This window comes from Bacteriovorax sp. As-1 (assembly GCF_058446905.1).
The window spans coordinates 1,594,530-1,609,341 of record NZ_CP184341.1 but is presented as its reverse complement, the minus strand read 5'-3'; the positions used below and the strand labels follow the sequence as shown (position 1 = coordinate 1,609,341).

13 protein-coding genes are annotated in these 14,812 nt (G+C 39.2%); 8 read left to right on the top strand and 5 right to left on the bottom strand.

What is annotated here, in order from left to right:
- The first annotated feature begins 98 nt into the window (after positions 1-98).
- The 8 genes from mfd to ACN20O_RS08165 all read left to right on the top strand — a co-directional run bounded on the left by mfd (position 99) and on the right by ACN20O_RS08165 (position 11,248).
- Positions 99-3,611, top strand: a complete 3,513-nt coding sequence (gene mfd, locus ACN20O_RS08200; protein ID WP_491638902.1) for a transcription-repair coupling factor — start codon at positions 99-101, stop codon at positions 3,609-3,611.
- Between the two features lie 172 nt (positions 3,612-3,783).
- Positions 3,784-4,638, top strand: coding sequence for a peptidylprolyl isomerase (locus ACN20O_RS08195; protein WP_158649502.1), 855 nt, complete (start codon positions 3,784-3,786; stop codon positions 4,636-4,638).
- Positions 4,639-4,765: 127 nt separating this feature from the next.
- Positions 4,766-5,647: a peptidylprolyl isomerase gene (locus tag ACN20O_RS08190; protein WP_491639274.1), complete on the top strand. Its 882-nt coding sequence runs from the start codon at positions 4,766-4,768 to the stop codon at positions 5,645-5,647.
- Positions 5,648-5,659: 12 nt separating this feature from the next.
- Positions 5,660-6,574 carry a 4-hydroxythreonine-4-phosphate dehydrogenase PdxA gene (locus ACN20O_RS08185; RefSeq protein ID WP_491638900.1) on the top strand — a complete coding sequence of 305 codons (915 nt, stop codon included), beginning with the start codon at positions 5,660-5,662 and terminating at the stop codon, positions 6,572-6,574.
- The gene (gene uvrA / locus ACN20O_RS08180) at positions 6,555-9,371 is read left to right on the top strand and encodes an excinuclease ABC subunit UvrA (protein ID WP_491638898.1); all 2,817 of its coding nucleotides are present in this window, start codon (positions 6,555-6,557) and stop codon (positions 9,369-9,371) included. Before ACN20O_RS08185 ends, uvrA begins: the two co-directional genes overlap by 20 nt.
- Positions 9,368-10,123 carry a TrmH family RNA methyltransferase gene (locus tag ACN20O_RS08175; protein ID WP_491638896.1) on the top strand — a complete coding sequence of 252 codons (756 nt, stop codon included), beginning with the start codon at positions 9,368-9,370 and terminating at the stop codon, positions 10,121-10,123. Before uvrA ends, ACN20O_RS08175 begins: the two co-directional genes overlap by 4 nt.
- Before the next feature lie 12 nt (positions 10,124-10,135).
- On the top strand, positions 10,136-10,573 hold the full coding sequence (locus tag ACN20O_RS08170) for an OsmC family protein (RefSeq protein ID WP_491638894.1): 438 nt from the start codon (positions 10,136-10,138) through the stop codon (positions 10,571-10,573).
- Positions 10,574-10,684: 111 nt separating this feature from the next.
- Positions 10,685-11,248 carry a hypothetical protein gene (locus tag ACN20O_RS08165; protein WP_491638892.1) on the top strand — a complete coding sequence of 188 codons (564 nt, stop codon included), beginning with the start codon at positions 10,685-10,687 and terminating at the stop codon, positions 11,246-11,248.
- Positions 11,249-11,865: 617 nt separating this feature from the next.
- Here the strand turns inward: ACN20O_RS08165 and ACN20O_RS08160 are convergent.
- From ACN20O_RS08160 to ACN20O_RS08140, 5 genes are all read right to left on the bottom strand, one after another.
- Entirely contained in the window at positions 11,866-12,183 is a 318-nt protein-coding gene (locus ACN20O_RS08160) for an ATP synthase F0 subunit C (protein ID WP_142410276.1), read from the bottom strand.
- A gap of 44 nt (positions 12,184-12,227) precedes the next feature.
- Positions 12,228-13,040, bottom strand: a complete 813-nt coding sequence (gene atpB, locus ACN20O_RS08155) for a F0F1 ATP synthase subunit A (RefSeq protein ID WP_491638890.1) — start codon at positions 13,038-13,040, stop codon at positions 12,228-12,230.
- Positions 13,037-13,420: a hypothetical protein gene (locus ACN20O_RS08150; protein WP_142410278.1), complete on the bottom strand. Its 384-nt coding sequence runs from the start codon at positions 13,418-13,420 to the stop codon at positions 13,037-13,039. The genes atpB and ACN20O_RS08150 overlap by 4 nt, the downstream gene beginning before the upstream one ends.
- A 296-nt stretch (positions 13,421-13,716) precedes the next feature.
- Positions 13,717-14,523, bottom strand: coding sequence for a tetratricopeptide repeat protein (locus tag ACN20O_RS08145; RefSeq protein ID WP_491638888.1), 807 nt, complete (start codon positions 14,521-14,523; stop codon positions 13,717-13,719).
- A gap of 9 nt (positions 14,524-14,532) precedes the next feature.
- Positions 14,533-14,811 (bottom strand): YciI family protein, encoded by a 279-nt coding sequence (locus tag ACN20O_RS08140; RefSeq protein ID WP_491638886.1) that lies wholly within the window; start codon positions 14,809-14,811, stop codon positions 14,533-14,535.
- Position 14,812 lies beyond the last annotated feature (1 nt).

Sequence of the window (14,812 nt, the reverse complement as noted above, 5' to 3'; positions counted from 1 at the left end):
CTTGATCTCCGAGAAAAAAATCCTATTTTTTTAGTTTCCTTAGATTACACGAAAATATAATATCTTGGAAATGTTTTATTAGTTGAAATGATAGTCATATGAGTCACTTTAATTCCCTGCTTCAAAAGATCTTAGAATGGGATGAACATGCTTCATCTCCACTAAATTTATACGGTGCAACCACGGAGCAGTGGTCGTTCATTCTCAACACATTTTTGCGAGAAAATACGAAATTATTTCTCAAAAAATCGCAGCTGATTATTGCTCCTACGAACGACGAAGCCGAAGACTTTTTCAACTCTCTTCAATTGGCCCAGAGCGAAAACAACATAGAATTAATGTTTTACCCGGGACTTGAAGCATCGCCGTATTCCGGAGTGATTTCCTCTGAGAAAAACTTTTATGATCGACTTGAAGTGTTGAGCAAACTCACGAGACTCGATCAAACGAAAACAAAATTTATTCTTATCACAAGCTTTGAAGCACTCTCACTCAGAACACCTCCGAGACAGTTCTTCAATGAATTTAGTTTTATCATCAGGCCAGATGACATCATCGCACCAATTGACCTTGCAAAAAAATTGGTGAGCATGGGGTATTCTTCGGCCACATCTGTCGAAGAACCGGGAACATTTATTCAAAAAGGGCAGATCTTCGACATCTACCCAGTTGGTGGCAACCCCGTGAGACTGTCGTACTTCGATGATTTAATCGAAAGTATTTTTGCCATCGACTTAGATACGCAAAAAACACTGCGTGATCATTCGATAAATACTGTTTGTATCACACCTGCCGCAGGAATCCTGGCACATCATGATTTTCCTGTGACTTTAAGAGAAAATCTTCCACAACCAGGACCAGCGTTTAAAAATAAATTCGAATTTAGAAAAGCGCTCTTTGCACGCCTGAGTGACGGACTTCTTTTTGAAAATTATCCGGTCTACGTGCCATTATTTTTCAAAGACCCGGAAACAATTTTTCATTATTTCGATCTCGCGCAAACTCAAGTTAGCATCTTAAACGCTAATGAAACGGAAAGAGCTTATCTTGAATATGCAGAGGGAATGCGTTTTGAGTTTGATAATGCTGAAGAAAATATCAACAGCGAAAACATTCTTCCGATTTACAATAAAATTTATGATTTTTCTTTCATCGACAACATGAAGAACAGCAAAGTTATTTTGGTTGATCAACTCAACCTCAATATGACTTTTGGTGATATTGCCGATTCCGTTGACCTGCGTTTAATTAAAACAAAAACGTTTTTAAACGAACACATCAACCCGGCCCTTTCAAAACCTGAATACATTAAGGCTGCACTCGATTTTATCAAGAAGCACTTTGAGTATCAGGGGAAAATTTATTTTTCTTCTTATAGTGATTCATCAAAAGGTGAGATTCAGCACTTGATTGACCTTCAGGGTTTTTCTGGTGATTTGAAAAAGAGAATAGAATTTTTACCGTTCAGGGTTTCTGAGGGTTTTTACTATGATGGCGAGAAGTTTCTGATCATCAGTGACGGAGACTTGTTTGCTGCTAAAAAAACAAAAGCTCAGAAATACAAAAAAGTTGACCTCGATCTTTTCGCTGAACAACTGGCGACACTTAAAAGCGGTGACTATGTTATTCACAGTGAATATGGAGTCGGTGAATACCTCGGTCTTGAAGCGTTGGATATCGCCGGTGATAAGAGTGATTTCCTCGTTTTAAAATATGCCGACAACGATAAAGTTTACGTTCCGGTTTATAAATTAAACCTGATTCAAAAACATGCTGATGCTGCTGCCTCTTTAAAATCGGACAGCCTTCGCACTAATAAGTTTCAGGTTCTAAAAGCTAAAGCACGTACATCGGCCAAGGCCCTGGCCTTTGATCTTTTAAAGCTACAGGCCGAAAGACAGTCTTCTTCTGCTTACGCTTTTTCTCCTCCCGATCATTTATATAAAGAATTTGAACTGGCCTTCCCATTTGAAGAGACACCAGATCAGGCACGAGCTATTCAGGAAGTGCTCGAGGCTATGCAAAAACCTGTGCCAATGGATTATCTGGTTTGTGGCGACGTTGGTTTTGGTAAAACTGAAGTGGCCATGCGTGCCGCTTTCAAAGCTGTTGAAGACAGAAAGCAAGTTGCAGTCCTGGTACCAACAACCATTCTGGCGCTTCAACACTACAACTCTTTTTCAAAGCGCTTTAAAGAATTCCCAGTTCGCATCGAGTTTATCTCGCGCTTTAAATCAGCGAAAGAATCTAAGGAAATCTTAGAGAAAGCAGAAAAAGGGGAGATCGATATCTTAATCGGGACTCACAAACTTCTTTCAAATCAATTAAAATTCTCTGATCTTGGATTAGTTATTGTCGATGAAGAGCAGCGCTTTGGAGTTGGGCATAAAGAGAAGCTAAAACTCATGAAAGCTTCGGTTGATTTCCTGACTTTAACAGCAACTCCGATTCCTCGCACATTGCAAATGGCCTTCCTTGGTCTGCGCGATTTATCACTGATTAAAACAGCACCTCCAAGACGTCAGTCAATTAAAAGTTACGTTATTAAAGAAGACGAACTCACTATTCAGAATGCTCTTCAAAAAGAGCTTCAACGTGGGGGACAAGTCTTTGTTGTTCACAATAAAGTAAGCGACATTGAACAGTACGCAGCTTCAATCAGAGAACTTGTTCCCGAAGCAAAAATCACTTTTGCTCACGGGCAAATGGGTGAAAAAGAACTCGAAGATCGCATTAACTCTTTTTACAATGGTCAATACCAGGTCCTTATCGCCACTACAATTATTGAATCGGGGATTGATATTCCCAATGCCAATACGATGATCATCGACCGCGCCGACACTTACGGTCTGGCACAACTGCATCAGCTACGAGGAAGAATCGGACGCTCAGATAAAAAAGCCTACGCTTACTTTGTTGTCCCGCGCATGCGCGAAATTTCGACAATCGCCCAAAAGAGGCTACACGCTCTGCAAACTTACGCTGATATGGGTGCTGGATTTAACATTGCTTCTGTCGACTTAGAAATCCGCGGGGCAGGCGATATTTTAGGAGCGACACAATCCGGGCACGTAGAAGCAGTTGGGCTTGAGCTTTATATGGAACTTCTAAAAGATGCCATCCATGAGCTGCGTGGAGAAAGAAAAATTCTTAAAAAGGACATCGAAATTCTCACTCCATTTCCGGCCTTCATTCCAAATCACTATATCAGTGATGCAAGCGAGCGCCTGAAGCAGTACAAACGTCTTTCAAACTGTGAAACTCATCAACTTCTGGAAAATATCAGAGAAGAATTCCAGGATGTTTACGGACTTTTCAGCGAAGAGCTTTCAAATCTATTTATGGTTTTAGAAACGAGAATTTTCCTGCAAACACTTGGACTAAAATCTGTTCAGGTTGGTGGAACGGCCATTACATTAAAGTTTGATAAGCAGTTTCTTGAAGCCAACCCAGATCTGCGTGATCGCGTAGTGAACTTCTTTATCTCAAGACCAAAAATCTATCAATTTACTCCAGATTATCGAGTTATCTATAACCAAAAAACAGCGGTCACTCAGAATGACTTACTCAAGTTTTCTAAGTCGATTAGTGAACATTTAATTCCATCTTAGCATTCCTAAAACTCTTAAAAATATCTGATCTTATTAATAGACTAAAACCGGTAAAATGCTCCACTGGAGCATTTTTTCAGGAATTTACACTTCCTTTTTTTATTTTCTGCTATCATTAAAAGTACATACATTATTGCGTGTTAAAGAATTAACTTTTCTGAGGATAATAGTGATGAAGACATCAAATTACTTATCGATTCTTGCCCTGGCATTTTCAGTGTCGGCTTACGCTCAAGATAAGGAGCAGCCAGCAACGAACCCAAGAAACACTAACCCTGAAGCTATTGTTGCGACAGTAAACGGTGTGGAAATTAAGAAAGGACAACTTGATCAGGCCTTCGAACAAAACCTGATGTTTGTTTCGGACAAAATCGTTACAAAAGAAAAAGTTCTCAATGACATTATCAACCGCGAAATCGGGATCAAAAAAGCAAAAGAAGCGAAACTTCAAGATGACCCAATTGTTAAGTCAAAAATGGAAGACGTTCTCTACCATGCTCAAATCTCAAAAGATTTAGAAAAGAAACTTCAAGGCATCCAGGTTTCAGACAAAGAAGCACAAGATTACTACGCTAAAAACAAAGAATACCGCACAGCTCATATTCTTTTCCGCGTAAGAGTCGCTCCAGACAAGGCCGAAGTTGAAGAAGCAATGAAAAAGTCTCTGGAAGTTTACAAACAACTTCAATCAAAACCACAACAATGGCCGGAACTTGCTAACAAGTACTCTCAAAGCTCAACTGCTCCAGCAGCAGGGGATCTTGGTTACCTGCCAGCAATTAAATACGCTCCAGAATACTTCAGAGCAATCAACGGAAAAGCTAACGGATACATTTCACCTCCAACAAGAACTCAGTTCGGGTATCACATCATTAAAGTTCTAGGGGTTAAGGAGTGGAAAGAAGTTGACCCAGCACTATACAAGAAGATTGTTTACGACCAAAAACGTGACAAGATCCTTGAAGAATACTTTGCTGACGCACGTAAAGGTGCAAAAATTACTGTTAATAAAGAATGGTTAAAATAGACAGCTTACAATAGCCTTGCGACTTGCGTAGTAATATCAGATAACTTACTCTAATAACCCTATAAGGTTTTAAGTTTTAGTAGGTTAAAATGAAACTCGCAAGTCGCTTTTTTTTCTCGCAACTCTTCTGATCTCTCTTTCCGCCGAAGCTAAACTTCTCGATAAAATCGCGGCCATCGTAGACGACAACATCATCACTCTTTCACAAATCAATAGAACCAACAGCAACCTAGCTATCAAAAAGAACGTTGCTCCGATGATCTATGACAAAAACGCATACTCAAATGACGAACTTCTGCAGATTGCAATCAACAAATACTTAATCCGCGCTAAGCTCTCTGAACTTGGATACACTATTACTGATGACCAGGTCGAAGCTCAGATTAAATCAAACCAGGAACGCCTGGGCGTTGATAGAAAATCTTTAATGGGATTTTTAAAGCAGCAAGGAACTTCATTTGATGAGTACTTTGAAACATTAAGAGAAGCTATCGAGTACAGCTACTTCGTTAACCGCGTTGTCTCTCCACTTATCGCTATCTCTGAACAAGATGTAAAAAACACTTATTACAAAAACAACATTAAGGACTCGCGCCTTAACTTCAAATACTCTTTAATCGACTATGCTGTTGGAAAAGATGTTGTTTCTAAACCAACAAAAGGCCAGATGGAAGAAATCGTAAAACAATACCGTATTAATGGCGTTTTACCTGAAGCTTACTCAACACTAACAGTGACAAATCTTGAAGACATCAGTGAAGAAGGGGTGACAACTGAACTTAAAAACCTTCTAAAGGAAACTGACGAAGGCGCACTAACGACTCCAATCGTTATCAATAACCAGTACCACGTTTTCTATCTTGGGAAAAAAGACCTGGTAGAAACTGAAGCTTTCGCTTCTCAAAAAGATAAGATTAAAGATCAACTTTTTGAAAAGGCCGTAAAGTCTGAAACGGCTGTGTGGTTTGAAAGAGAAAGAAACAAGCACTACATCAAAATTTCTCTCTAATGGAATTAAGAGATGATCTATGTAACTCAAGGACACGAAAGGGGCATTGGTCTCGAGATCTTTCTTAAGGCCTTTTTACTTCTCTCTAAAGAAGAGAAGAAAGACGTTGCACTCGTAGTTAATGAGCAGGACCTAAATACTAATTTTAAGGACCTGGGTTTTAGAAAAGAAAACTTCAATGATCTTAATCTCATTCATCCAAAACTAGAAAAAGGAATTCCTTCTTCAACATCTTCACTGGTTCATGTTTTAAACGTGATTAAGCCTGAAGATATTTTAGTGACTCTTCCCACCTCAAAAAATCAATTGATCCATAATGGGAAAAGCCTAGCCGGTTACACAGAGTTTTTCCGTGAATACTTCAATAACAAAAACATCTCTATGACATTTAAAGGAACTTCACAAAATGTTCTTTTAATCACCGATCATGTGGCGCTCAAAGATGTGACAAAAGTTATCACCACCGATCTGATTGTTGAGAAAACCAATACGACGATTGAGTTTTATAAAAAATATTTCTTTGATTATGAACAAGTGATCTTCTCTGGAATCAATCCACACGTTGGTGAAAACGGAATCTTAGGAAGCGAAGATAAAATTATCACCACTGCCATTGACCAATTAAAAAAGAAACACAAATTAGAATTCAAAGGCCCGTATTCTGGTGATACACTTCACATGCACCATGATGAAACAAAGAAGCAGTTATTTGTTTATATGTTTCACGATCAAGGTCTTGCCCAATTCAAAGCGATGCACGGACTCATCGGATTAAACATCTCCATGGGACTTCCATTTTTGCGTCTAAGCGTTGATCACGGCACAGCTTTCGATTTATATGGTAAAAATAAAGCTAACCCAACCGGCCTGATTTTTCTCTTTAAACAAGCTTTCGAGGTTATGAAGTATGTCGATAAACGAAATTAACGTTGTAAAAGCAGCGGTTCATAATTTGAAGGATGTCACCATCAGCATCCCAAAAAACACTCTTACTGTTATCACTGGGCCATCAGGTTCAGGTAAATCCTCTTTGGCTTTCGACACTATTTATGTGGAAGGGCAAAGACGTTATATTGAATCTCTTTCAAGTTATGCCAGACAATTCTTAGGTCAATACCAGCCACCAGAAGTTGAATCAATCACGGGCCTAAGCCCGGCGATTGCCATTGACCAAAAGACATCTAGTAAAAACCCAAGATCAACTGTTGGAACGACAACTGAAATCTACGATTACCTGCGCGTTCTTTATGCTCGTATCGGAACTCTTTATGATCCAGACACAGGTGTTGAAGTCAGAAGATACACGCCAAGCCAGATCACAAGAGAAGTTTTAAAATCAGGGGATAAGGCCAAGCTACAAATCCTTGCACCTATTCCTTATAACGATAAAATTAAGTTCAAAGAAATCTCAAGCAAGTTCCAGACGATGGGATTTACCCGCGCTCGTTTAAATGGCGAGATGATCCAGCTTGATGAAGATATCAAAGCTCCTAAAGGAAAGTACCAATTAGATATCGTTGTCGATCGTATCGTGCTTAAAGACGATGTCGAAAAGCGCCTGGCCGACTCTATTGAATACGCCTTAAAGCTTGCAGAAGGAAACGTTCAAATCCTGGTTAACGACAATAAAGTCCTGAATTTTTCTGAGCATAATAAATCAACAAACGGCGATAAAATCTATCCTGAGCTTGAGCCACGTCTGTTTTCTTTCAACTCACCAATCGGTGCGTGCGAAGTTTGTAATGGGTTAGGGGAAACAAAGATTTTTGATATTGACCTGATGATCTTTGATGAAAGCCTTCCACTTCTGGAAGGGGCCATCACTCCTATTTCTAAGAAAAGTTCATTCCTTTATAAGATGGTCGAAACCATTGCCGAAGAAGAGGGTGCAGACGTAAGCCTGCCTTTTAGAAAACTTCCAAAGAAGTTTAAAGATATTCTTTTTAACGGTTCAGATAAAGTTTACCGTTACTCATTTACTTCAGAAAATTCACACTTCGAATTCTCAAAAGCTTTCCCAGGCCTTTCGGCATGGCTGGAGAAAAAATACCTAGAAAGTGGATCGGATAAAGTCCGCATCGAACTAGAAAAATACATGAACATTAAATGTTGTCCGTCTTGTAAGGGGCTGCGCTTAAATCGCATCGCTCTTTCCACAAAGATCGGCGACAAGAACATCATGGATCTATGTACACTTTCAATCTTTGATTGTTTTGAATACCTAAATACCATCAAATTAGATGGTGAAAAGAAAATCATCGCGGAAAAGCTACTTAAAGAGATCATTTCACGCTTGCGCTTCTTAAATGATGTCGGTCTAAGCTACCTGACGTTAAATCGAGGAGCCATGACTCTTTCCGGTGGTGAGTCTCAGCGTATCAGACTGGCAACTCAAATCGGTTCCGCTCTTTCTGGCGTTCTTTATGTTTTAGATGAGCCAAGTATTGGTCTTCACCAAAGAGACAACGACCGCCTAATTAAAACACTAAAAACTCTTCGCGACCTGGGAAACACTGTTTTAGTTGTTGAACACGACGAAGATACAATGAATGAAAGTGATTACATTATCGATATGGGGCCTGGAGCGGGAATTCACGGAGGAACCATTGTTTCTCATGGACCACTTCCAAAACTTTTAAATGATAAAAAATCATTAACGGCCAGATTTCTCTCTGGTGTTGACCGCATTCCAGTTCCTCAAACCAGAAAGAAAGCGACTAAGTTTTTAAAGTTAACTGGAGCGACTGAGCACAACCTAAAAAAACTCGATGTTAATTTCCCACTTGGGGGATTAGTGTGTGTGACAGGGGTGAGTGGTTCAGGGAAATCGACTCTTGTTCACAAGGTTTTAGTTCCTGCTTTAAAAACACACTTAACTAATACTCATAAAACTCTTTATTCAAAGGCTAACTATAATGCTCTTGCCGGCGTAGATGAAATCAAGACGGTTATCGAACTTGACCAGTCTCCAATCGGAAGAACTCCACACTCAAACCCGGCAACTTATACCGGACTCTTTGATGATATCCGCGACATTTTTGCTTCAACAAATGAATCGCAAGTCAGAGGATATAAAACAGGACGCTTTAGCTTCAACGTTAAAGGTGGCCGCTGTGAAGAGTGTGAAGGTAACGGTGTAAAGAAAATTGAAATGCACTTCCTTCCAGATGTTTATATCACTTGTACGGAATGTAAGGGTACTCGTTACAATGCTGAGACTCTTTCTGTTCTGTATAAAGGAAAAAACATCGCTGAAGTTCTAGAGATGTCGATAGAAGAAGGCTGTGAGTTCTTTAAAAACCACACTAAAATCTCTCGCGTCTTAGAAACACTTCGCTCAGTTGGTCTAGGTTATATGAAACTAGGGCAGCCAGCGACAACTCTTTCGGGCGGTGAAGCTCAAAGATTAAAACTCTCTCGCGAACTTTCAAAAAGAACGAAAGGGCACTGTCTCTATGTTCTTGATGAGCCAACAACAGGTCTTCACTTCCAGGATATTAAAATCCTTCTTTCGGCCCTTCAGCAGTTAGTTGATCAAGGTCACACTCTTTTAATTATCGAACACAACCTCGATGTTATTAAAACGGCCGACCACGTGATTGACCTAGGACCTGAAGGTGGAGCAGGTGGAGGAGAAGTGGTGGCAACGGGAACTCCGGAAGAAGTGGCCAAAAACCCGAAATCAATTACTGGTAAATATTTAAAGAAAGTTCTAAAAGCATGATTCATATTACAGACGCCAACGATCCACGGATTGCAGAGTTTATCTCAATCCGTGATCATGTACTCAATTCAAAAGACCTCATCATTGCTGAAGCAGAAAAGCTTTTCTTGCAATTAATAGCGAGCAATAAACCGATTCATAAAGTCCTGGCAACGCCGGCCTTTATCGAAAAGCATAAGCTTTCTGGTGAAAACATCTTTTCCGCCGAAAAAAAGGTACTCGAGTCTGTCGCCGGATTTAAAATTGAGTTTGAAGTTCTAACCTTGGCCGAAAAACCAAAAGATTTTGCCCTCGATCAACTCGATAACAGAATCATTGCCCTTAATGGACTCACTTCTCCTGAAAATGTAGGGAGCATTGTCCGCTCAAGTGCTGCCTTTGGAATTAAATCCATACTGATGGATGAAAAAACCTGCTCTCCTTATCTAAGACGCTGTATCCGTGTTTCTATGGGAAATATCTTCGCCATGAAAACACACCATGCTGTTAATTTCAGAGGCGATCTAAAAAAACTTAAAGAGCTGGGGTACACTATTTTATCAACGGCCAATATCCCAGGCTCAGTTGATGTTGCTGATTATAAATTCCCTGAGAAGTGCATTCTTATCATTGGCAGTGAAGGCCATGGAATTGACCAAGACATTCTCAATCTTTCAGACACTGTATTAAAAATCAAAATTGATCCGCAAGTAGCACACCTAAATGCTGCTAATGCCGCTGCCATCTTTTTATCCAAGATGAGCACATTATAAGAAGGAGTTTTCATGGAAGCTAACGTTAAATGGAATACCAAACTAAGTTTTACTGGAAATGTTAGAGGTCATGAAACTCAACTCGATACAACTCTTGCCAATGGAAGCTTAAACCGCGGGCCGAGTCCAAAAGAAATGCTTCTTAATGCCATCAGTGCCTGTGCCGGAATGGATATCGCTTCAATCTTAGAAAATAAAAAAGAGCCTCTTCTTACTCTCGACATTAATGCTAAGGCCAACATGACCAAAACAACGCCTTCATACTTTTCCGACATTCACTTGATCTATAAGATCGGTGGGGAAGTTAACAAAGATATGGCAATCAAAGCGTGCGAAGCTTCTATGACAAAGTATTGCGGCGTGAGTCTCATGCTAAGCAAAGTCTGTCCAATCACATATGACGTTCTTCTCAATGGAGAAAAGATCTTCTCTGGTGAATCAAAATTCTAGAGTCTTTCTGACACTACTTATTTCTTAATGCTTTCATGCTCTGTCAGCGCCTTGCTGTTTATTATCTCATTCATTAACCTAACTTCATTGTTTTTTTAAATAGGAGTTTTTATGAAGTGGTTAATTTTATCCCTGGTCCTTTCATCGCAAGCTCTCTTTGCTTCTTCTGAAGTCGATCAACTTTCTTTTCTTTATTATAAAAATAAGCTAAGTGATTTTGAAAAATCTATCGAAGGTGAAGACCAATGTTACCCGCGTCCTGATTCAAGCTCGTGTGCAAAAGTTATTTGCGAAAAACTTCCTTCCTACATGTGTGATAGCCCTAATGAAATCAAACAAGTCACAACTATGTGTAGAGGAAATTATGGCGGTGATTGTGTAGCGAGAGTGATCAAGCAACTTCCTTCATATCAAAGTGATTCATTAGATGAAATGAAAGATATCGCTAATCAATGTAGTGGTGTTGTTGGTTCAAGATGTTTTGATTTTTTTGCTAGCAAACTTCCTGCGTATCAACTAGACAATAGAGATGAAGTCTTCGAAGTTTTAGGCCAATGTAAAAATGCTTCTTATGATGTTGTCGACTGTGCAGTCTTCACTTGTGATAAACTTTCATCGTATCAATGCGACTCTCGCGACGAACTCATCAACGTTCTTAAGTCATGTGGTAATTAAATACGGGGGCTTTGCGCCCCTTTTTTTATTTATTTCCCCATGTTGACAAAAATTTAAACTACGTTTATTCTGACAAAGGTTATTACTTTTACACGAAGGAGGTACATTTATGATTTCAATTAACAAAATGATTTGTACTGATCGTCGTGTGTCTCAACCCGTCCAGCTCTAAAGCACACTACTATTCTCAGCACATTCATTGTCATTAATTTGGATCAACTCAAATGTAGTTTTTAGTTTTGTTGTTTTAATTTTTAGTATTTTTAATTTTATTGGAGCTTTATATGGAACATTTGTTTCACAGGAATTGTTTTGCCTGTTTTTTAGAATTTAAAGAATTCAGTTTCTATTTCACGAAAGCTTTAAAGAGTTTTTTGAAATTGAACTGGATGTTGTTATGCCTGAGTGAGTTTTGTATACGTTCTTTAGGCCATCTTTTTTTTGTTGGCCCGTCTTTATACAAAAGGCATTCGCCTTATGAATCCACCATCGTGGAGAGAAGTGCACCTTTGTACTTCAACAAAAATTTCTAATACTATGGAAACACTTTTAGGCATAAAAAAAGGGAGCCCGAAAGCTCCCTCTTTTTTTATCTTGAATTCTTGCGAATAAAAAAATTACACAAGGAAAGTAGAGATAAGAGCGAAAATTACAAGTGATTCCATAAGTGCTAGACCAAGAATCATTGGAGTTTGGATTTTGTCAGCTGCAGCTGGGTTACGAGCGATTCCTTCTAGAGCTACTGAAGCAGCTTTAGATTGAGCTTGTGTACCACCGAAAACAGCGATCCCTAGAGCGAAGAAGTAAGCGATGTACTTGATTGCTACAGTGTTAAGACCAGCAGCTGCTGCGCCTTCTGCACCTTGAGCGTATGCTTGTTGAGCAACAAGACCAACTAGAACTAGGAAAGAGAAAATTAAAGGTAGCTTTTTCATTTGTTTGTCTCCTTAGACAAAAAAGTTAATAGTTCGGTTTTTTCTTAGTGATGAGCGTGGTGATCACCATGATCGTGGTGAGCAGTCGCTAAACTAATATAAACCATTGATAGCATTGTAAATACATAAGCCTGGATGAATGAAACCAGGATTCCTAGAACCATGAATACGATTGGTACTAATAGTGGTGCTAGATTTGAGAATGTTCCAAGAACCATGTGGTCCCCGTACATGTTTCCGTAAAGACGAAGAGCCAGAGAGATTGGACGAATACATGTTGAGATGATCTCGATCGGGAAGATTAAGATCGCCATGTACCATAGTGGTCCAGCAAAGTGCTTAAGGTAATTGATTGTTCCTAATTCTTTACAACCTTTGAAGTTGAAGTAGATGAACGAGAAGACACCAACTGCAAGAGTTGTGTTGATTGATTCTGTTGGTGGAAGGAATCCTGGGATTAATCCAACCATGTTTGAAACGAAGATAACAAGGAACATTGTCGCAACAAATGAGTAGTACTTAGGAGCATCTTTTTCTCCAAGAACTGCGCGAGCTTGTGTGTAGATAAATGAACCGTAAAGTTCAACGATGTTTCTGTATGTGATTCCTTTATCAGGAACAACTGCTGCATCTAGGTTTTTAGTTTTAGCACGGTAGTAAACACCAGTTAGAACTAGAGCTAGAAGAACTAGAATGAAAGTTAAAATGTGATCGTAGTGATGAACACCAGTCAGGTGCTCAAAGAAATGATCTAATCCAGTCGCGTGACCAAACTGAGTTACCCAAGTGAAACCACCAGATGCATGTGCATTCGATGAAAGAAGTGCAAGAAGTGATACGAGTGAAATTTTTCTCATTTATTAGACCCTTGTTCTGCCTCAGGTTTTTTCATACTGAGGTAGAGGACAACTATTTGTAATACATAAATTAGCACTGGAATTATTATCCTTTTCCCCATGATTTGTACACCTAAAGTTAGCGCGACGATGAGCACAATTGCTTTTCCAATGAAAAGTCCAATAAGCCCTGATTTGTCCGCCTCTCCATTACCTGCGGCCTGATTCGTGACCTTCTCAACGCCTTTAACCAACATATATTGATTTAGGCACGCCGCTAAAAAGATGGTCAGCATGACTTTAAGTTCTTCGAAATTTCTGGATAAAAAATAGGAAATAATTAGCAAAATGCTTGAAAAGAGTACATATTTTTTGAAATCAATTTTTGCGCTTATATGCATAATAAACCATGAGGAACAAAATGTTTCCTACAATCGCCAGGAAGATTAAAACTGCTACGACTTTGCTTATTATCCCGAGTTTGACGAGTTGGAAAGCCCCCCAGGCCGCAATAAAAATTGTCGATGGAAGACTCATGGCCAAGCCCATGATTTGGATCCACTTTTTATTCATTACTCGCCCTTATATACCTTTGTGTTTTATTCAATCTCTGTTTCAAAATTAAGAACTTAAATGCTGTTTTAACTATAATTAATTCTTATTCTTTCTTACGGTTTTTTAAAATACTTATAAAGTATTAGCGCCTTCTAGAAACTCTTCTTTGATAAAGCGAGTTCAATCTATTCTGAATAACATCCGGATTCGGGTAATCGTTGGCGATAGAATAATAAATATCGTAGGCCATCTTTAAGTTTTCAGTCGATTCATAAGCATTGGCGACCATGAACTTCGCCTGAACAATATATTCTTTTTTCGTTTCACGCTTTAAGTACTCAAGCCACACATAGAGGGCCTTATTGAAATCTTTCTGCTCAAAGTAGATGAGTCCGACGTAATAAAAAGAACGAATAAAGTACTCATGGTTCGGGTCAGACTGAATTTTTGTCAGCTGAGAAAGAGCGGCTTCTTTATCGTTAAGATAAAAATATGAAAGAGCGATTTGCAGCTGAAAGAAATCGAAGTTTTTTAGTTTCGGGGTAAACTGTGAAAGGCGAGTGTAGTTTTTAATCGCATCTTTATAGTTCTTTAAGTAATTGAAGTTTACGTCAGCCAGTTTTTCTTCAGTTTTAATCAACCAAAGTGGATCTTCTGTCAGCTCTTTAACTTCATTGTAGTAATAAACCGACTTTTTATACTGGCCCAAGTAAATAGAGTAGAGTTCACCCAGCTGATAACAGATTTTTAGCCTTAAATCCTGAGCAGGGTTGCTCTTTAGAATGTCTTCGTAGAGATAAGCTGCTTTGGCGTACTCTTGCTCAGTAATATAGTTTTGGGCATCGATAATTTTGCGGTTAATTGGGGGAGTGAAGTCGCACGAGGTGAAAACCACAAATGTGGCGACAGTAACAACTTTGAATAAGAAACTTGGAAAGATCTTCTTCATGAAGAACTCCTAGTAATTAAAGTTTGCTGATCTTTTAGTCACGGCGAATTCAGTAATTCTGAAACTGGCGATTTCTTCTTTCCAGAATGGATCGAGGGCCAGGATTTTTTCTAGCTCGCTTCTATCCATTTCACGGGCCATAATTACGCCGCCATCTCTTGGATTCTTTGGGCCAGAGGCCACAAGAACACCTTTGGCATAATACTCATCTAAGAAAGCACGATGAGCTTCGAGGTGTTTTTCCACGAAGCTCATGTCTTTTTTATAAGTCAGTTCAATAATAAACATC